14 protein-coding genes are annotated in these 20,030 nt (G+C 66.6%); 7 read left to right on the plus strand and 7 right to left on the minus strand.

Annotation, left to right across the window (positions count from 1 at the left end; all coding sequences use genetic code 11):
• Window positions 1–65 precede the first annotated feature (65 nt).
• Both AC06DU_RS16500 and ggt read right to left on the minus strand, forming a co-directional pair.
• On the minus strand, window positions 66–1,904 hold the full coding sequence (locus tag AC06DU_RS16500) for a methyl-accepting chemotaxis protein (protein ID WP_478202852.1): 1,839 nt from the start codon (window positions 1,902–1,904) through the stop codon (window positions 66–68).
• Window positions 1,905–1,983: 79 nt separating this feature from the next.
• A complete protein-coding gene (ggt, locus tag AC06DU_RS16505; protein WP_024940099.1) occupies window positions 1,984–3,693 on the minus strand; it encodes a gamma-glutamyltransferase in 1,710 nt (569 codons plus the stop codon).
• A gap of 642 nt (window positions 3,694–4,335) precedes the next feature.
• Here ggt and ilvC point away from each other — a divergent pair.
• From ilvC to AC06DU_RS16530, 5 genes are all read left to right on the plus strand, one after another.
• Complete coding sequence (gene ilvC / locus AC06DU_RS16510; protein ID WP_024940100.1) at window positions 4,336–5,337, plus strand: ketol-acid reductoisomerase; 1,002 nt, start codon at window positions 4,336–4,338, stop codon at window positions 5,335–5,337.
• A 42-nt stretch (window positions 5,338–5,379) separates the two neighbouring features.
• Window positions 5,380–7,101, plus strand: coding sequence for an acetolactate synthase 2 catalytic subunit (gene ilvG, locus AC06DU_RS16515; protein WP_016902671.1), 1,722 nt, complete (start codon window positions 5,380–5,382; stop codon window positions 7,099–7,101).
• Window positions 7,085–7,342 (plus strand): ACT domain-containing protein, encoded by a 258-nt coding sequence (locus AC06DU_RS16520; RefSeq protein WP_179465249.1) that lies wholly within the window; start codon window positions 7,085–7,087, stop codon window positions 7,340–7,342. The genes ilvG and AC06DU_RS16520 overlap by 17 nt, the downstream gene beginning before the upstream one ends.
• Window positions 7,343–7,465: 123 nt before the next feature.
• Window positions 7,466–8,536 (plus strand): threonine dehydratase, encoded by a 1,071-nt coding sequence (locus tag AC06DU_RS16525; RefSeq protein WP_024940103.1) that lies wholly within the window; start codon window positions 7,466–7,468, stop codon window positions 8,534–8,536.
• Window positions 8,533–10,095, plus strand: a complete 1,563-nt coding sequence (locus AC06DU_RS16530; RefSeq protein ID WP_024940104.1) for a 2-isopropylmalate synthase — start codon at window positions 8,533–8,535, stop codon at window positions 10,093–10,095. The genes AC06DU_RS16525 and AC06DU_RS16530 overlap by 4 nt, the downstream gene beginning before the upstream one ends.
• Window positions 10,096–10,948: 853 nt before the next feature.
• Here AC06DU_RS16530 and leuB read toward each other — a convergent pair.
• The 4 genes from leuB to leuC form a co-directional block, all read right to left on the minus strand.
• Window positions 10,949–12,022, minus strand: coding sequence for a 3-isopropylmalate dehydrogenase (gene leuB / locus AC06DU_RS16535; RefSeq protein WP_047127201.1), 1,074 nt, complete (start codon window positions 12,020–12,022; stop codon window positions 10,949–10,951).
• A gap of 37 nt (window positions 12,023–12,059) precedes the next feature.
• Window positions 12,060–12,842 (minus strand): class I SAM-dependent methyltransferase, encoded by a 783-nt coding sequence (locus AC06DU_RS16540; protein WP_478202853.1) that lies wholly within the window; start codon window positions 12,840–12,842, stop codon window positions 12,060–12,062.
• Window positions 12,839–13,486, minus strand: a complete 648-nt coding sequence (gene leuD / locus AC06DU_RS16545) for a 3-isopropylmalate dehydratase small subunit (protein WP_478202854.1) — start codon at window positions 13,484–13,486, stop codon at window positions 12,839–12,841. Before leuD ends, AC06DU_RS16540 begins: the two co-directional genes overlap by 4 nt.
• A gap of 71 nt (window positions 13,487–13,557) precedes the next feature.
• Window positions 13,558–14,997: a 3-isopropylmalate dehydratase large subunit gene (gene leuC / locus AC06DU_RS16550; RefSeq protein WP_102251313.1), complete on the minus strand. Its 1,440-nt coding sequence runs from the start codon at window positions 14,995–14,997 to the stop codon at window positions 13,558–13,560.
• A 120-nt stretch (window positions 14,998–15,117) separates the two neighbouring features.
• Here leuC and AC06DU_RS16555 point away from each other — a divergent pair, with 120 nt between their 5' ends.
• Window positions 15,118–16,002 (plus strand): LysR family transcriptional regulator, encoded by an 885-nt coding sequence (locus AC06DU_RS16555; RefSeq protein ID WP_478202855.1) that lies wholly within the window; start codon window positions 15,118–15,120, stop codon window positions 16,000–16,002.
• A 36-nt stretch (window positions 16,003–16,038) separates the two neighbouring features.
• On the opposite strand, the gene AC06DU_RS16560 is transcribed toward AC06DU_RS16555, so the two are convergent.
• The gene (locus AC06DU_RS16560) at window positions 16,039–19,086 is read right to left on the minus strand and encodes a diguanylate cyclase (RefSeq protein WP_478202856.1); all 3,048 of its coding nucleotides are present in this window, start codon (window positions 19,084–19,086) and stop codon (window positions 16,039–16,041) included.
• Between the two features lie 232 nt (window positions 19,087–19,318).
• Here AC06DU_RS16560 and AC06DU_RS16565 point away from each other — a divergent pair, with 232 nt between their 5' ends.
• Window positions 19,319–19,972, plus strand: coding sequence for a TetR/AcrR family transcriptional regulator (locus tag AC06DU_RS16565; protein WP_478202857.1), 654 nt, complete (start codon window positions 19,319–19,321; stop codon window positions 19,970–19,972).
• Window positions 19,973–20,030: the final 58 nt, after the last annotated feature.

Consider the following 20,030-nt stretch of genomic DNA (forward strand, 5'->3'; position numbering starts at 1 on the left):
CGCTCTCTCTCCCTGCCGCCGATCTTCGGCGGCTTTTTTTTTTAACGTGCACGCATGCGGTCGCGTCATTCCAGCGTATAGCCCACCCGCAAACCACCCCAGTGCTTGCGGCCCACAAAGATCGGGGCCGACAGGTCGAACATGATCTGGCCGGTGTCGCGGCGGTAGACCTGCAGGCGATACGGGTCGGTGTGCGCGCCCACGCTGCGGCCGACGCGGTCGGTGAACTTGCGCTTGGTGCGGTTGCCGACCAGATCGCGCTTGGGATCGCCGGTCAGCGGCTGGGTGAAGCGCAGATTATGCGTGGGCACATAGCCGTCGGGATTGGCGCAGATGGCGAACACGATCCACGGATGCGCATCCAGCAGCGGCTCCTGCAAGGCCGGTAATACCTCGTCGCAAAGCGCATCGAAGTCGGTAGTGAACTTGGCCGGCTCCACGCCGGCAATCGGCGTGTAGGTGCGGGCGAACAGCGCCGCTTCGTCGATCTGGCCGCGTGCGATGGCCTGCGCCAGGGCAGTGCCGATACGAGCGGCGGTCGCCACGGTGAGTTCCTTGACGCGCGCGTGCCGGGGCACTGTCAGCGGGTCGGCCGGCAGACGGAACAGGCCCACGCAATCGCGCAGCGTTTCGGTACCGCGCTCCAGCGCCTCGCTGCGTTCGGCCACGTGCGCGGCATGCTGCAGGTTGCTGCGACCCAGCGCCACCACGCCATCGACGGCACGTTCGATGCCGCGAATCTCACCGTCCTGCGCCTGGATCCGCCCGGCCACGGTGGTCATCGCGCTGCTGGCCTGGCCGAGCACGCGGGTGATGCCGTCGAGTACCGCTTCGGTGCCGCGCGCGGAGGCCGCACCCTCGCCCACCGCGGCGCTGGTTTCGGCCAGGATCGCGCGCACGTCGCGCGCTGCCGCTGCCGCCCGTTCGGCCAGGCGGCGGATCTCGGTGGCGACCACCGCGAACCCGCGCCCCGCATCGCCGGCATGCGCGGCTTCGATGCCGGCGTTGATCGACAGGATATTGGTCTGGAACGCCACCGAGTCGATGACTTCGATGACCTCGCCGGCACGCGCGGCGCGACGTTCCACTTCGTGCATGGCCTGGCCCAGCGCATGTGCGGCGGCGACGCCCTGACGTGCGCTGTCGTCGGCACTGGCAGCCAGCGCAATCACCTGCGCCAGATCGGCGTTGACGTCCTGCAGGCTCGAAGAGAGCCGCTGCACCGCCGTGCGGGCGCCATCCAGTGCATCGGCCTGCGCCTGCGACTGACGCACCATGCCGTCGTTTTCGGCCACCAGCGGCGGCACTTCGGCGGCGATCTGCACCGACAACGCCACGGCCTGGCGGATCGCTTCGGCCAGATTGCCGAAGCCGGCCTGCAGCCGGCGCCCCATGTCGGTCTCCGCCAGACCGGGCGGCAGCAGCAGTTCCAGCTCGCAACCAGCCAACGCGTTGGCGGTGCGCTCCAGCACGGTGCGGTCTTCGTGTTCGGCCTGCAGGCGCGCCACCAGCGGCTGCAGCAGCGGCGAGATCGGCACCGGCCGGCTGTCTTCGGCCAGACGGGTGGCTTCGCGCAGCAGGATCGCGGTTTCCACATGCGGCAACGACAGCATCCAGCCACCGTGCTCGCGGTCGCGCACATAGCGCACGCGCCGGGCCGGGTCGTCGCCCGGGGCCGCCCAGACGCCGTCTTCGCCGACTAGATCGGCTTCGCTCAATCCCCACAACACCGACGCCGGCGCGCCCTGCAGCTCGCCGGCGGTCTTGCCCAGGACGTCCAGGCCTGCGCGGTTGCAGGCCACCACGCAGGCCTCGGCCGATAGCCGCAACAGCGCGACCGGTGCATCGGGGAGCAGCGCCGCATACGTTTGCGACGGCGGATCGGGCTGTTGCATCGAGCTCATGGGCTTTCCTAATCCATCACCATCATTAGCGGCGCACTGCGGTTGCAATTGAGCGGCGCCACGCACCGCAAGCGCCCGCTCAGTAGCCGGCGGCCTGCCCGTCCTTGCGGCTTTCCGAAGCGCCGTAATACACCCCGCTGGCCGGGTCGCGCGCGATCGCCTGGTACCCGCCATACGGGCCATCGGCAAAGATCACCCGGTGGCCTTTGCGCATCAGCGCGCGAATGGTGTCATAGGAGAAGCCGGTTTCCAGGTTGACCTCGCCGCCGTCGCTCATCGCGGTGGCCTGGCCGGTCGGCTCGGTGGAGCCTTCATGCTGGATGCGCGGCGCGTCACCGGCCTCCTGCAGATTCATATGGAAGTCCACCAGGTTCATCACGATCTGCACGTGCCCCTGCGGCTGCATCGCCCCGCCCATCACCCCAAAGCTCAGCCACGGCTTGCCGTCCTTGGTGACGAAGGCGGGAATGATGGTCTGGAACGGCCGCTTGCCCGGCGCATAGCCATTGGGGTGATCCTTTTTCAGCACGAACATCTCGCCGCGGTCCTGCAGGATGAAGCCCAGCCCGGGCGGGGCCATGCCGCTGCCCATGCCGCGGTAATTGGACTGGATCAGCGACACCATCATGCCGTCGGCATCGGCCACGGTCATGTAGATGGTGTCGCCTTCTTCCAGCTGCTTGGGCGTGCCCGGCTGCACTTCCTTGAGCGCCTTGTCCATGGAGATCAGCGCGCGACGCTGCGCGGCGTAGTTCTTGGAAATCAGCCTGGCCAGCGGCGCCGGCTGGAAGGCCGGGTCGGCATAGAAGCGCGCGCGGTCGGCGAAGGCCAGCTTCTTGGCTTCGGTGAACAGGTGCACATGCTCGGCCGAGCCATACGGGATCTTGGAGAAATCGTAGCCTTCCAGGATATTGAGCATCTGCAGCGCGGCGATGCCCTGGCTGTTGGGCGGCAACTCCCAGACGTCATAGCCACGGTAGTTGGTGGACACCGGCTCCACCCACTCGCCGGTGTGGCTGGCCAGATCCTCGTAACTCAGGTAGCCGCCATTGGCCTTGAAATAGGCGCCGATGGTGCGGGCGATGTCGCCCTTGTAGAACGCATCGCGGCCACCGTCGGCGATCTGCTGCAAGGTGTTGGCCAGGTTCGGGTTCTTCCACAGCTCGCCCTTGCGCGGAGCATGGCCGTCGATGGTGAACTGCTCCTTGAAGCCGGGGTACTGGGATAGCCGCGGCACCGAGCGGTCCCAGTAATAGGCGATGGTCTCGGCCACCGGATGGCCCTCGCGGGCATAGCGGATCGCCGGGGCCAGGTTCTGCGCCATCGGCTTGCGCCCAAAGCGCTCGTGCAGCGCGAACCAGCCATCCACCGCGCCCGGCACCGAGACCGGCAACGGGCCGGTCGGCGGTATGTCCTTCAGCCCACGGCGCTGGAACTCGGCCAGGGTCAGCGATTTGGGCGAGCGGCCCGAACCGTTGTAGCCGTAGAGCTTGCTGGTCTTGGGGTCCCAGACGATGGCGAACAGATCCCCGCCGACGCCGTTGCCGGTGGGCTCCATCAGGCCCAGCGCGGCGTTGGCGGCAATCGCCGCATCCACTGCCGAGCCGCCGTCCTTCATCACATCCAGCGCGATCTGGGTGGCCAGCGGCTGCGAGGTCGCCGCCATCGCGTGCGGGGCGATGACTTCCGAGCGGGTGGCGAACGGCTGCCCGGTGATCCGGTCGGCAGCAGTGAGGGGCGGCGCGAGCAGCGCCAGGGCAGACATCAACAACACAGGTACGCGACGCATGACAGAAGATCCCCGGACACCACAGGTAAGTGGCCAACCATACCAGCGGGTCGGGCCGCCTCGCTCGGCAAGCGCTGCCTGTCAGCACAAATACCGCGCATTTAGTGACTCGCATCGCCCGTCACCACCCTGCAACGATGCGGTTTCAACAGCAACCATGCTGCTGCCACGCGGTTTCGCGCGGCACAGCGCCGATCGATGCGGCCGTTTCATGCGCAAGGGTTGACACCCCACCTGCAGCGATGGTTATCTCAGCCACATGTCGCACCGCCACACCACCTCGAACGCCCCAGTGTCCGCGCCCATCGGCGCGTCGGCAGCGTCGCTTCTCGTGCTCGTACTTATTACCTCGCCAACCGGTGCGGGACGGGACTTCGTGTAGGCAACAGACACACAAGGCTTCGATCAGACCCCGCACCGGCAACGGCGCGGGGTTTCGCGTTTCAGGGACCACCAAAAGTTTCGAATGACATGAACGACATCACCGACATCGCCACCAGCTGCCCTACCCGCGCCGACCACTGCGCTGGTGCAGTGCCTGCATGGCTGGTGCCGTCGTCCATCCCCGTTTTGCTCGGCCGGCCAGCCCCTGACGCTGCCGGCTGATCCTTTTCCCACTGCCAACCCCGCAAGGACTACTCCATGAGCAACGACACCCAACCGAAAATCGCGATCATCGGCTACGGCAGCCAGGGCCGCGCGCATGCGCTGAACCTGCGCGATTCCGGCTTCGACGTCACCGTCGGCCTGCGTGCCGGTGGCCCGACCGAATCCAAGGCTCAGGCCGACGGCTTCACCGTGGTGGCGCCGGCCGAGGCGGTCAAGAGTGCCGACCTGGTCGCGATCCTGACCCCGGACATGGTGCAGAAGAAGCTCTACGAAGAGGTCATCGCCCCGAACATGAAGCAAGGCGCCTGCCTGCTGTTTGCGCATGGCCTGAACGTGCATTTCGACATGATCACCCCGCGCGCCGATCTGGACGTGGTGCTGGTCGCGCCGAAGGGTCCGGGCGCGCTGGTGCGTCGCGAATATGAGATCGGCCGCGGCGTGCCGTGCATCTATGCGGTCTACCAGGACACCAGCGGCAAGGCCGAGCAGTTCGCGCTGACCTATGCCGGCGGCCTGGGCGGGGCGCGCGCCAACATCATCAAGACCACTTTCAAAGAAGAGACCGAAACCGATCTGTTCGGCGAGCAGGCCGTGCTGTGCGGCGGCGCCTCGTCGCTGGTGCAGGCCGGGTTCGAAGTGCTGGTGGAAGCCGGCTACCAGCCGGAGATCGCGTACTACGAAGTGCTGCACGAACTGAAGTTGATCGTGGACCTGTTTTACGAAGGCGGCATCACCCGCATGCTGGAATTCGTGTCCGAAACCGCGCAATACGGCGATTATGTCAGCGGCCCGCGCGTGATCGACGCCAGCACCAAGGCGCGCATGAAGGACGTGCTGACCGATATCCAGAACGGCACCTTCACCAAGAACTGGGTGGCCGAATACGAAGCCGGCCTGCCGAACTACACCAAGTTCAAGCAGGCCGATCTGGAGCACCCGATCGAGGAAGTGGGCAAGAAGCTGCGCGCCAAGATGGTGTGGCTCAACGGTCAGCAGCAGGCCGCCGCCGCACCTGCGAATCAACAAGCGGCGTAATGCCGCCGCACCCCCACCGCTAACACCGAAGGTCCGCAACGCATGAACACCTCCGCACACAGCACGCCCCGCAACGGCGCGCGCTGGCTGACGCAGGCCCTGGAAGCCGAAGGCGTGGAAACGCTGTTCGGTTATCCGGGCGGCACCATCATGCCGTTCTACGACGCCCTGGTGGATTCCAGGCTCAAGCACATCCTGGTCCGTCACGAACAGGGCGCCGCCCTCGCCGCCAATGGCTACGCCCGTGCCAGCGGCCGGGTCGGCGTGTGCGTGGCCACTTCCGGCCCGGGCGCGTCCAATCTGGTCACCGGTATCGCCGATGCGATGCTCGATTCGGTCCCGATGGTGTGCCTGACCGGGCAGGTCGCCACGCCCCTGCTGGGCACCGATGCGTTCCAGGAACTGGACGTGTTCGGCATGACCATGCCGATCGTCAAGCACAGCTTTCTGGTGCGGCGTGTGGAGGATCTTCCGGAGATGGTGCGTGAAGCGTTCCGCATCGCACGCGAGGGACGTCCCGGGCCGGTGCTGATCGACCTGCCCAAGGACGTGCAGATCGCCGATGCCTCGCATCTGCCCGATCATGTGCCGGCGGCAGTGTTGCCGCCTCCGGCCCCGGAAGATGCGAAATTGGCCGAAGCGCTGGCGGCCATCGCCAGCGCCGAACGCCCGGTGGTGTACGGCGGTGGCGGCATCGCCCTGGCCGGTGCGGTGGAGGCGTTTCGGCGCTTTGTCGAAGCCACCGGCATTCCCACCGCGCTGACCTTGCGCGGCCTGGGCGCGCTGCCGCATGCGCATCCGGATTATCTGGGCATGCTGGGCATGCACGGCACCCGCGCGGCCAATATGGCGATCCAGGAATGCGATCTGTTGGTGGTGGTCGGCGCACGCTTCGACGACCGTGCCACCGGCAAGTTGAGCGAGTTCGCACCATTCGCGCGCGTCATCCATCTGGATGCCGATGCGTATGAAATCTCCAAGCTGCGTACGGCCGACATCGCCGTGCCCGGCGATGTGGCGGTCAGCCTGAAAGCACTGAGCGCGGCACGTGGCAATTGCCAGGCATGGCGTACGCGCTGCTTTGCCAACCGCGAAAAATTCGGCGCGCGTTACGACGCGCCCGGCACCGATATCTACGCGCCGGCGCTGCTCAAGCGCCTGAGCGAAGTGGCCCCGGCCGACACCATCATCGCGTGCGACGTGGGCCAGCATCAGATGTGGGTGGCCCAGCATTGCCGCTTCAACGATCCGCGCAATCACCTCACCAGCGGCGCGCTCGGCACGATGGGCTTCGGCCTGCCGGCGGCGATGGGCGCGCAGTTCGCCTGCCCCGACCGCACCGTGGTGCTGGTCTCCGGTGACGGAAGTTTCATGATGAACGTGCAGGAGCTGGTGACGATCGCGCGCTGCAAGCTGCCGGTCAAAATCGTGTTGCTGGACAACAGCTCGCTGGGCATGGTGCGGCAGTGGCAGGAACTGTTCTTTGCCGAGCGTTACAGCGAAATCGATCTGTCCGACAACCCGGACTTTGCCGCCCTGGCGCAGGTCTTCGGCATCCCGGCCAAGCGCATCATCGCGCGCGGCGATGTCGATGCCGCGCTGGCCGAACTGCTGGCGCAACCCGGCCCCGGCCTGCTGCATGTGGCCATCGACGCGCGTGCCAACGTATGGCCGCTGGTGCCGCCCAACAACGCCAACAGCACCATGCTGGACAGCAACCCCGCACACGCGGCCAAGGAGACATCGCATGCGTTACCGGCTTGACCTGGTGCTGAAGCCGGCCGAAGGCGCATTGGTGCGCGTGCTCGGCATGACCGAGCGACGCGGCTTCCGCCCCTGCGCCATCCAGGGCGCCAGCGCCCCGGACGATGCCGGCCGCTGGCATCTGCAACTGGACGTGGACAGCGCCCGCCCGCCGGAGACGCTGCGCCTGCAGTTGGAGAAGGTGTACGACTGCGAGTCGGTGACGATCACCGCGCTGGACTCGGTCGAGGTCGCGGCGTGAACGCCCGGACCTCGCGCGAGCATGAAACCGCTGTCCGGAGGTGTCTTCTCCCGGATCGGCCGTGCGCGTGCCGCAATGCCTGATTCCGGCCGCCCCTCCCCGCAGGAGCCAGACGTAGGCGACGTGGCGGTCAGCGTGGCCGACGTCCTGGCCGCGCAGGCCCGTCTGCGCAAGTATCTGTCGCCCACGCCGCTGCATTACGCCGAGCGCTTCGGTGTGTGGTTGAAGCTGGAAAATCTGCAGCGCACCGGCTCGTACAAGGTGCGCGGTGCATTGAACGCCTTGCTGGCGGGGCTGGAACGCGGCGACGAGCGCCCGGTGATCTGCGCCTCGGCCGGCAATCATGCGCAAGGTGTGGCGTGGTCGGCGTACCGGCTGGGCGTGCAGGCCATCACGGTAATGCCCTACGGCGCGCCGCAGACCAAGATTGCCGGCGTCGCGCACTGGGGCGCCACCGTCCGCCAGCATGGCAACAGCTACGACGAGGCGTTTGCGTTCGCGCGCGAGCTGGCCGACCAGAACGGCTACCGTTTTCTGTCCGCCTTCGACGACCCGGATGTGATCGCAGGGCAAGGCACGGTTGGCATCGAGCTGGCCGCGCATGCGCCGGACGTGGTGATCGTGCCGATCGGCGGCGGCGGGCTGGCCTCCGGGGTGGCGCTGGCGCTGAAATCGCAAGGCGTGCGCATCGTCGGCGCGCAGGTGGAAGGTGTGGATTCGATGGCGCGCGCCGTACGTGGCGATCTGCGTGAAATCGCTCCCGTCCCCACCCTGGCCGACGGCGTGAAGGTCAAGATTCCCGGCTTTCTGACCCGCCGCCTGTGCGCGAGCCTGCTCGACGATGTGGTGATCGTGCGCGAGGCCGAATTACGCGAAACGCTGGTGCGCCTGGCCCTGGAAGAACACGTCATCGCCGAGGGCGCTGGCGCGCTGGCCTTGGCCGCCGGTCGCCGCGTTTCAGGGAAACGCAAGTGTGCGGTGGTCTCTGGCGGTAATATCGACGCAACTGTTCTGGCCACACTCTTGTCCGAGGTGCGGCCGCGGCCGCCACGCAAGCCACGTCGTCGCAATACCGAGCGACTTCGCAACGAACGCAGCGCCAAGTCACTTCCCGAAACACCCGTTCTTTCCCGCCCATCCGCAGTCGCTCCAACGCCTGTCACCGCCATCGCCGTAGAGGAGTCTTCCTGGTGAACACGACCGTATCCAACCAGACCCCGCGTATCCGAATTTTCGACACCACCCTGCGCGACGGCGAGCAATCCCCCGGCTGCAGCATGACGCCCCAGCAAAAGCTGGTGATGGCGCGCGCGCTGGACGAACTCGGCGTGGACATCATCGAAACCGGTTTCCCGGCCAGTTCGCATTCGGACCGCGAGGCCGTCGCGATGATCGGCCGCGAGCTGCGTCGCCCCACGCTGGCGGTGCTGTCGCGCTGCCTGCAGGCCGACATCGAAACCTCCGCGCGTGCGCTGGAGGCGGCCGCCAATCCGCGCCTGCATGTCTTCCTGTCCACCAGCCCGCTGCACCGCGAGCACAAGCTGCGCATGAGCCGCGAGCAGGTGCTGGAGTCGGTGCACAAGCATGTGACGCTGGCGCGCGGCTATATCGACGACATCGAGTTCTCCGCCGAAGACGCCACCCGCACCGAAGAGGATTTCCTGGCCGAGGTGGCGCGCGTGGCGATCGCCGCCGGTGCCACCACGATCAATCTGCCGGACACGGTAGGCTTTACCACGCCGGAAGAAATCCGCGGCATGTTCTCGCGCCTGATCGCCAGCGTGGAAGGTGCCGACACCGTGATCTTCAGCGCGCACTGCCACAACGATCTGGGCCTGGCAGTGGCCAACTCGCTGGCGGCGATCGAAGGCGGCGCACGGCAGGTCGAGTGCACCATCAACGGTATCGGCGAGCGCGCAGGCAACTGCGCGCTGGAAGAAATCACCATGGCATTGAAGGTGCGCGGTGCGTTCTACAACATCGATACCGACATCAACACCCCACGCATCGTCTCCACCTCGCAGTTGCTGCAGCGCCTGGTCGGCATGCCAGTGCAGCGCAACAAGGCAGTGGTCGGCGGCAATGCGTTCGCGCACGAGTCGGGCATCCACCAGCACGGCATGCTGCGCCATCGCGGCACCTACGAAATCATGCGTCCGGAGGACGTGGGCTGGGAGTCCTCGCAGATGGTGCTGGGCCGCCACAGCGGCCGCGCGGCGGTGGAACAGCGCCTGCGTGCCCTGGGGTACCTGCTGGAGGAAGAAGAGGTCAAGCTGGTCTTCGAGCAGTTCAAGGCATTGTGCGAAAAGCAGCGCGTGGTCACCGACGCGGACCTGCAGGCCTTGATGCAGGACGCCACTGTGCAGGAAGGCTATCGCCTGGCGTCGATGACCATCAGCGATGTCGGCAGCCGCGCCAATGCGCTGGTGGAGCTGTCCGATCCGGAAGGCAATCGCGTGGCCGAAACCGCGCAGGGCAATGGTCCGGTGGATGCGCTCTTCGGCGCACTGGCCTCGGCCACCGGTGTGAAGCTGGAGCTGGACAGCTACCAAGTGCATAGCGTGGGCATCGGCGCAGATGCGCGCGGCGAAGCCAGCCTGAGCGTGCGCCACGATGGCGTGGAATACGAAGGCACCGGCACCAGCAAGGACATCATCGAAGCCAGCGCCCTAGCGTGGCTGGATGTAGCCAACCGCCTGCTGCGTCAGCGCGAGCGCGGCGTGGTCGCCGGCAAGACGGCTGCGGTGGCGTAACACCGCTCATTCGCTGGACGATGCAAACCTGACGGCCGGCAGCGTGATCTGCTGGCCGTTCTGGTGTTTGGTGTTCCAACTTTCTTGCAAGGCCGTCGATTTGCTGCGGGCGCCTGTGCGCCTACCGTCACTGGATACGGCGCCGCGCCACCGATCTTGGGGGGCGGCATCTGCGGGTTCTGTACGAATGCATCGGGTTGCTGCAGGCGCTTGCACGCGCACCGACACAGAACAGCCTCGCGCACGAGGTCTGCCGACTTTGCGCGAATGCTTCGGTTTGCTGCGGGCGCTTGCACGCGTACCGGTGTGGGACACGCCGCAAGTACGTCCATGTAGGCTCTGGCGCGGCATCCATGCCGCTCAAGGTCCCACGCCGGCACCCGCGCAAGCATCACCAATTGCTATCGGGTGCGGAAGAAATGCAGAGGGCATGCTGGGCATGCAGGTCGTTCGGAGCGTCCATCCTGGCGACGTGAGCAGATAGATGGCTTGCTGATTACATCGGCCAGGAAGTCCGCAGGCATCAACACGTGCTTGACGCATTGCTTGCCGATCAGCAGTAGCAATCTTGGGAGCGTGGTGTCGCGTCCGGGGGCGGGACCGTGTGGCGGCCTGGATGCCGCCACCGAGCCTCCAGGGACGGATTCACAGCGTGTCCCGACACCGGATGCGGCGCCGCGCCGCCGACCGACCTGCATGCCGACCAGTCCTGCGCACACCATCCGCAGGTTCATGCAGATGCTTCGGTTGAATGATGTGGTCACGGATGAGGCAGCCGCCAAACGAAAGTGGCTATCGTCAGAAGAACGATAGCCACCAGTACAGCCACGACACCTCGGGGAAGCGGGCGCTGTTACAGCGCGGCCACCACTGCATCACCCATTGCCACCGTGCCAACCTTGGTCGTGCCTTCCGACCAGATGTCGGCGGTGCGCAGGCCCTGGTCGAGCACCTTGCCGACCGCCTGCTCGATTGCATCTGCTGCAGCAGATTGCGCAAACGTATAGCGCAACATCATTGCCACCGACAGGATGGTGGCCAGCGGATTGGCGATGCCCTTGCCTGCGATGTCCGGCGCCGAGCCATGACACGGCTCGTACATGCCCTTGCTGTTGGCATCCAGCGAGGCCGAGGGCAGCATGCCGATCGAGCCGGTGAGCATCGACGCCTGGTCGGACAGGATGTCGCCGAACATGTTGTCGGTCACGATCACGTCGAACTGCTTGGGCGCACGCACCAACTGCATCGCCGCATTGTCCACGTACATGTGCGACAGCGCGATGTCTGGATAGTCCTTGGCCACTTCTTCGACGACGGCACGCCACAGCTGGCTCGATGCCAACACATTGGCCTTGTCCACCGAACACAGCTTCTTGCCGCGCAAACGTGCCATCTCGAAACCGGCCTTGGCGATGCGGCGGATCTCGCTTTCGCTGTATGGCAGCGTGTCGTAGGCCTGACGCTCGCCGTTTTCCAGCGTGCGCGTGCCCCGCGGCTGACCGAAATAAATACCGCCGGTGAGCTCGCGCAGGATCAGCAGATCCAGCCCGGATACCACCTCCGGCTTGAGCGTGGAGGCCTCCGCCAGCTGCGGATACAGCAGTGCCGGACGCAGATTGGCGAACAACCCAAGCTGCGAGCGGATCTTGAGTAGGCCCCGCTCCGGGCGCAACGATGGGTCGATGGTGTCCCATTGCGGCCCACCGACGGCGCCCAGCAGCACTGCGTCGGCGGCGCGTGCGCGCTCCAGCGTTTCGTCGGCCAGCGGGCTGCCGTACTTGTCGTAGGCCGCGCCGCCCAGTTCGTCGTACACCAGGCTGAAACCCAAACCATGTTGCGCATCGATGCGCGTCAGCACCTTGACCGCTTCGGCCATGATCTCCGGGCCAATGCCGTCGCCAGGAAGAATCAGAATCTGCTTGCTCATGCAATCCTCATAGGTTGGCGCCGTAGCGCCCTGAAAATCAACGTGCCGCCCATACCACCAGCACATCCGTGCTGAAGGAACCATCGGCCGCAATCTGAAAGTATTCGCGCACTTCGTCTACCGCCGCGCCCTGCAATGCGCGAATGGCCGCGCGCAGCACTTCGGGCGTGCGCATGCGGTCTACCCAGCTCAGATAGTCCAGCTGCAGCCGTTGGCAATGATGCCGCTGCACCTGCAAGCCGGCATCGCCCAGCGTCTGCAACCACTGCGCAACACTGTAGTCACGCACATGGCTGGTATCGCGCAGCAACTCGATCGCCTGCAGATGCGTATCCAGCAGCGGCAGGCCAGGCGCCACCACATCAACAAAGGCCGCAATTCCGCCTGGACGCAGCACGCGCCGCACTTCGCGCAGTGCCTGTCCCAGGTCGCTCCAATGGTGCGCCGAGTAGCGGCTGACCACTGCATCGATGCTGCCGGTCTCGAACGGCAGGCGCTCGGCGGCACCTTGCACCGTGCGCACTTGGGTCAGCCCACGCTCTGCGGCAGTGGCCGCCACGACCTCGAGCATGTCGGCAGATAGATCGTAGGCCACCACCTCGGCCATCAGCGGCGCCAGCTGGAAACTCACATGCCCGGCACCGCAGCCCAGGTCGAGCGATCGCCCGTTGCAATGACCCTGCAGACCTGCGCGGAGCTCGGCGAACTCGGCGCCTTGCGTATGCACGTCGCTGTGCAGATAAGCCTGCGCCTGCGGCCCGAACTGCGCAGCGACATGCTCGCTCAGCGCACCGGCGTCAGCGGTGGCAACCGCGCTCACTGCAGCGCGCCGAACAGCCACGGTTGACGCGCGCGATGGCCTTGCTCGAAGCGACCGATCGCATCGGCGTCCTGCAGGGTCAGGCCGATGTCGTCCAGGCCGTTGAGCAGGCAGTGCTTGCGGAATGCATCGATGTCGAAGCCGTATTCCACGCCATCGGGGCGGCGCACGCGCTGTGCGGCCAGATCCACAGTGAGTTGATAGCCCTCGGTGGCCAGGCACTGCTCGAACAAGGCGTCCACTTCCGCTTCGGCCAGCACGATCGGCAGCAGGCCGTTCTTGAAGCTGTTGTTGAAGAAGATGTCGGCAAAGCTGGGCGCGACCACGGTGCGGAAGCCGTATTCGTCCAGCGCCCACGGCGCGTGCTCGCGCGAGGAACCGCAGCCGAAGTTCTCGCGTGCCAGCAACACGCTGGCGCCCTGATAGCGCGGGAAATTGAGCACGAACTCCGGATTGATCGGGCGCTGGCTGTTGTCGCGACCGGGCTCGCCGATGTCCAGATAGCGCCACTCGTCGAACAGGTTCGGCCCGAAACCGGTGCGCTTGATCGACTTGAGGAATTGCTTGGGAATGATCTGATCGGTATCGACATTGGCGCGATCCAGCGGCGCCACCAGTCCGGTGTGTTGGGTGAAAGGGGTCATTGGGATGCCGGGAATGGGGAGTGGAGAATGGGGAATTGGCAGAGCGGAGACGGGACGGACGTTGCGATTCTCTATTCCCGATTCTCGATTCCCTGCAACGCACGCACATCAACAAAATGCCCGCTGACCGCCGCCGCTGCGGCCATTGCCGGGCTGACCAGATGGGTGCGGCCGCCGGCGCCCTGGCGGCCTTCGAAATTGCGGTTGGAGGTGGAGGCGCAGTGTTCGCCGCTGCCCAGCTTGTCCGGGTTCATCGCCAGACACATCGAGCAACCCGGCTCGCGCCATTCGAAGCCGGCGTCCAGAAACACCTTGTCCAGGCCTTCGGCCTCGGCCTGCGCTTTGACCAGACCCGAGCCCGGCACTACCAGCGCCTGCTTGATGGTGGAGGCGACCTTGCGGCCCTTCGCAACCGCAGCGGCCGCACGCAGGTCTTCGATGCGCGAGTTGGTGCACGAGCCGATGAACACGCGGTCCAGGCGGATCTCGGTGATCGGCTGGTTTGCGCGCAAGCCCATGTACTTCAGCGCGCGCTCGATCGAATCGCGCCGGGTCGGATCCTGTTCGGTTGCCGGGTCGGGCACCTGCTGATCCACCGCCAGCACCATTTCCGGCGAGGTGCCCCAGCTGACCTGCGGCTTGATGTCTTCGGCGCGCAGTTCCACCACCGTGTCGAAGTGCGCGTCGGCATCGGAGACCAGCGTGCGCCACAGCGCGACCGCCGCCTCCCAGTCGGCGCCCTTGGGCGCGAATGGGCGACCTTGCACGTAGGCAATGGTCTTTTCGTCCACCGCCACCATGCCCACGCGCGCACCGGCTTCGATGGACATGTTGCAGATGGTCATGCGGCCTTCCATCGACAGCGCGCGGATCGCGCTGCCGGCAAATTCCAGTGCATGGCCGTTGCCGCCGGCGGTGCCGATCCTGCCGATCACCGCCAGCACGATGTCCTTGGCGGTCACGCCGAACGGCAGCGTGCCTTCCACGCGCACCTGCATGTTCTTCATCTTCTTGGCGATCAGGCATTGCGTGGCCAGCACATGCTCGACCTCGGAGGTGCCGATGCCGTGCGCCAGCGCGCCGAACGCGCCATGGGTGGAGGTGTGCGAATCGCCGCAGACCACGGTCATGCCCGGCAGGGTGGCGCCCTGCTCGGGGCCGACCACATGCACGATGCCCTGGCGCGCATCGTTCATCTTGAACTCGAGGATGCCGAAGTCGTCGCAGTTCTCGTCCAGCGTCTGCACCTGCAGCCGCGAGACTTCGTCGGAGATCGACTCCAGCCCGCCCTGGCGCTCGGCACGCGTGGTCGGCACGTTGTGGTCGGGCGTGGCGATGTTGGCGTCGATGCGCCACGGCTTGCGCCCGGCCAGGCGCAGGCCTTCGAACGCCTGCGGCGAGGTCACTTCATGCAGGATGTGGCGGTCGATGTAGATCAGCGACGAACCATCGTCGCGGCGCGTGACCTCGTGCAGGTCCCACAGCTTGTCGTACAGCGTCTTGGCAGTCATTGCGGCGATCCGGTTGGCGGATGGTGGGAGCACCCACCTGGCTGCGTTCGATGCTAGGAGCTTGCCTTGGATAACGCAAATTCATATTGTTTATTCAACAAATGAAATTTGGGAATGGCAATGGACCTGGCAAGCCTCAGCGCCTTCGTGGCGATCGCCGAAAGCGGCAGCTTTTCGGCAGCCGGCGAGGCCTTGCATCTCACCCAGCCGGCGGTGAGCAAGCGGATCGCCTTGCTGGAAGCGCAACTGTCGGCGCGACTGTTCGACCGCCTTGGTCGCCAGGTGGTGCTGACCGAGGCCGGCCAGGCCCTGCTGCCACGTGCGCAACGCATCCTGGCCGAGCTGCAGGACACCCGCCGCGTGCTGGAGCATCTTGGCGCGGCGGTCGGCGGGCGCCTGAGCCTGGCCACCAGCCATCATGTCGGCCTGCACCGCCTGCCCGCCCTGCTGCGCGGCTTCGCTGCGCAACATCCGCAGGCCGCGCTGGACATCCAGTTTCTGGATTCGGAACTGGCCTATGCCGCGGTGCTGCGCGGCGAGGTGGAGCTGGCGGTCACCACGCTGGCACCCGATACGCGTGCGCCGCTGCGCGCGCAACCGATCTGGCATGACCGCCTGCAGTTCGTGGTGGCGCCGGATCACCCGCTGGCCGCATTGCGCGCGGTGTCGCTGGAAGATGTGGTGGCGCATTCGGCGGTGCTGCCGGACCCGGGCACGTTCACCCATCGCATTGTCGCCGGTCTGTTCGCCGAGCGCGCCCTGGTGCCGAGCCTGCGCATGACCACCAATTATCTGGAGACGATCAAGATGCTGGTGTCGGTGGGCCTTGCGTGGAGCGTGTTGCCGGAGCGCATGATCGATCATCAGATCGTGGCGCTGCCGCTGCCCGACGTGGCGCTGTCGCGCGAGCTGGGCTGCGTGACCCATGGCGGGCGCACCCTGTCGCGTGCCGCGCAGGCATTTGTCGCGTTGCTGCATGCGCAGGCGGACCAGTTTCAGACGTGAGCGCGGCAGCTCCACGCTGCCGGCAACACAGCAGCCTTATTGATCCACCAACCGATCGCGCCCCAGCCGCTTGGCGTGGTACAGACGGCGGTCTGCCAGCGCCAGCAATTCGCGCCGGCTCGGTGCCTCATCGCTCATCGCCATGCCCATGCTTGCGGTGCAGCGCACCGTCGTGCCCTGCGTCTGGACAGCGATCGCGGCGAGCCGCTGGCGCATGCGTTCGAACAAGGCGCGCGCCTGTGCCGCGTCCACACCCACTGCCGCGAGCAGAAACTCTTCGCCACCGTGGCGCGCGGCAAAGCACTGTGCCCGATCCTGTTCACTGAGTGCTTCGCCGATCGCGGACAGCACCGCATCGCCGACCTCGTGGCCGTATTCGTCGTTGATGTGCTTGAAGTGGTCGATATCCATCAGCACCAACGCCAACGGGGCGCCACCGGCGTGCGCATCGTCGAACCATTGCTGCAGGACCCGCTCGGCCTCGCGGCGATTCGGCAAGGCAGTCAGCACGTCATGGCTGGCGCGGTATTCGAGCTGGCGCATCAGGGCTTCGCGCTCCTGGCTGGCCTGCTGCAGCGCGAGGTTCTTGTCACTCAGCTCGCGTGTGCGTGCGTCGATCACCGTATTGAGCTGGCGCTGCCGGCGGCGATAAGTGGCGGTACGCCACAGATAAAACCCGTAGATCAGGCTGCCCAGCCCGAGGATGCCCAGGGCGATCACTTCGCCACGACGCCACCACGGCGGCGCCAGCGCGATCACCAGGCTGGATTCGCCCAACAGCGCGGTCTGTCGCCAGTCCACCGGCAGCGACATCGCCTGGACACGGAAGCGGAAGCGCCCCGGCGGCAGATTGGTGTAGACCGCCTCGCTGGTGCTGTCGGCGTCCACCCAGTCCGGGTCGAAGCCATCCAGCCGGTAGCGGTAGCGCACCTTGTCCGGGCCACGGAAATTCAACCCGGCATAGCCGATGGCGATGCGCCGGGTCTCCGCACCGAAGCGATGCAGGCCAGTGAGCGGCTGCACCATGCCGTCGACCAGCAGGCGCTCGAACACGATCGGCACGCGATGGCCTTGCAAGGTGCCCACGCGCGCCGGATCGATCACGCCCAGGCCCGCAGCGGTGGGGAACAGCAGCTGCCCGGACTGCGTCATCCAGCCGGCCGGCGCGCTGCTGCCGTTGCCCTGATTGCCGGGCATGCCGTCGCTGCGATCCACCACCTCCACGCTCAACTGCTCGCGCGTCCCGGCATCGAGCTGGTCGAAGTCGCTGCGCGCGATGCGGAACACGCCATGGTTGCTCGACAACCAGAAATAACCGCGGCCGTCATCGATCACCCGGAACACCTTGTCGCGCGGCAGCCCGACCCGGTGGTCGTAGACGCGAAAGGTCTCACCACTCAGGCGCAGCAGGCCACGATCGCTGGCGATCCACAGGTCGCCCTTGGCATCGCGCAGGAAGTCGAAGGCGTTCTGCCCGGGAAAATCCTGCTCGCCCAGCCATGCGCGCGTGCTGCCGTTTGCCGACAGCGCGGTCATGCCGCGATCGGTGCCGATCCACACGGTGCCCAGCGTGTCGCGATACAGCACCTGCACCGAGCCATCGGGTACGCCGTCGGCGGCGGTGTAGCGGCGTGCCTTGCCATCGCGCCAGCGCACCAGCCCGGCCGTGGTGCCGATCCATAGCGTCTGGCCATCCGGCAACACCGCGCGCACCGACAGCGACGGCAGGCCGTCGGCCGCACCGATGCGCGCCAGCACGCGACCTTGCGCATCCAGCCGCACCACACCCTGGCTGTAGGTGCCGGCCCAGACGCCGCCATCGCCGGCGTCGGCCAGGGACAGCACCGACTGCTCCAGCACGCGTCCGCCCTGGTTCGGCACCACCGACACGCGGCTGATCTGACGATTGCGCCAGCGGTCCAGGCCCACCGCGCTGCCCACCCACACGGTGCCGTCGCCGGTCTGCAACACCGTGCGCACATAGTCCGAGGCCAGCCCGTCCTCGTGGGTGATGCCGTGCGCGGCGCCCTCGGCAATGCGGAACAGGCCGTGCGTGCTGCCGACCCAGATCAGGCCCTCGGCGTCTTCCAGCAGCGCCGGGCTGGCCACTCCTGAAATGGCGATCTGTTCGTCGGGCGCATTCGCGCCGCTGTGGACCACCAGCGTGCCCGAGGGCAGGCTCATCCACAGATGTCCGCGCCGGTCCAGCAGCAATGCATCCACGCGCTGGCCCTGGCGGAACCGCTGCAGGCCGCCGCCGCGGCTCCACCACCACACGCCGTCGTCGCCTGCAACGAGCAGGCCGCCCTGACGATCGCCGGCCAGCCGCCGCACCGGTGCGGCACGCATCCCATGTGCCTCGCCCCAGGCCTCGGCTGCGCTGCCGTCGCGGGGCAGACGATAGAGCCCGACTTCGGTACCCACCCATAAATCGCCACTGCCCTCGGCCGCCAGCGCGGTGATGCGCGCGCGCGGCAGGCCGGCCTGGCGACCGACGTCCACCACCCGCCCATCCGGCTCGATGCGGTACAGCGTCTGCGGCGTGCCGACCCACAGCGCGCCGTCGGCGCGTCGCAGCAGTGCACTGACCGCCAGGTGCCGCGCCGAAGCGTCGCCCAGTTGCTGCCAGTGGCCGTCCTGGTAGTGATAGACGCCATCGAACGCGGTGCCGAACAACATCCCGCCGGTGCTGTCGCGTATCACCACGAACACGCCCCCCAGCTCGACGCCCGGTGTGTTCTGGCGGTCATACACGGTGAAGTCGCGGCCGTTGAAGCGCGCCACGCCTTCCCAGGTGCCCAGCCAGATCAGGCCATCGGCGCCCTGCGCCACCGCATGCACCAGATTGTGCGGCAGGCCGTCGTCCATGCTCCAGCGCGTGACGGTGTGATACGCGGTATGGGTCGGCGGCTGGGCGCCGGCCGGCCACACGCCGAGCAGGATGCAGGCCAGCAACGCCCATCGCCACAGCAGCCCGGTCCGCCGCACGCATGTGCTGCGGACGCAGCCTGTATGCGCATGCGCCCCGACCCTGTCCACGCTCTCCCATCCCCTCGTCGTGCCGGCAAAAGAGGCTGCCGACATGCGCCGACAGACCGTTAGTCAATCTATCACCGGGGGTTTTTCGGCGCCCTAGGTGGATTCCCCACAAGGATGGGACGCACCATGACACCGGGAGGCATTCAGTTGAAACAATTATTGGCCATCACCAAGCGGGGGCGCAGCTAACGCGGTGGCGCGATCTTTCCTGAGTGCTTCAAGGCGCAGCGCGGGCGGCGAGTATAAATATAGAACCCGATGGTCTAGTATTGGCAGCATGTCCAGCTCGCCCCCCCTCAAGTCCAAGGCCAAGAGCAACGGCCCTGGACGGCCCAAGGATCTTGGGAAACGCGCCGCCATCCTGGGCGCTGCCCGCACCATGTTCATGGAGCAGGGGTATGCCGGTGTCAGCATGGATGGCATCGCCGCGCAGGCGGGCGTGTCCAAGCTCACCGTCTACAGTCATTTTGGCGACAAGGAGAGCCTGTTTTCCGAGGCGATCCGTGCGCAATGCCAGCACATGATGCCGGACGACCTGTTCGACCACGCCCCCGAGGGCGCGCTGCGCGATCAGCTGATCGAAATCGCCGATGCCTTCTTCGCCATGGTCAGCACCGACTCGGCCATCGCCACCCACCGCATGATGATGGCGCCGGGTACCGGCGATGTGCATGTGCGCGAGATGTTCTGGAACGCCGGCCCCAAGCGAACCCAGCAGGCGCTGGCCGACTTCCTGTTTGCGCGCGTGGCCGATGGCCAGCTGAAGATCGACGACGTGGCGCGTGCGGCCTCGCAGTTCTTCTGCCTGCTCAAGGGCGAGCTGTATGCGCTGATGATGTGCGGCCTGCATGGCCAGCCCACCCGCGCGCAGGTGGACGAGCACCTGCAGGCCAGCGTGGATTTCTTCCTGAGGGCGTATGCGCCGCGCTGACCGCCCCCGGCCTTTGGTGGCGATGACTTCCGGCACTGCGCCGTTTGGCGGCGCGCAG

It is taken from the genome of Xanthomonas sp. NCPPB 3200, from assembly GCF_056393585.1.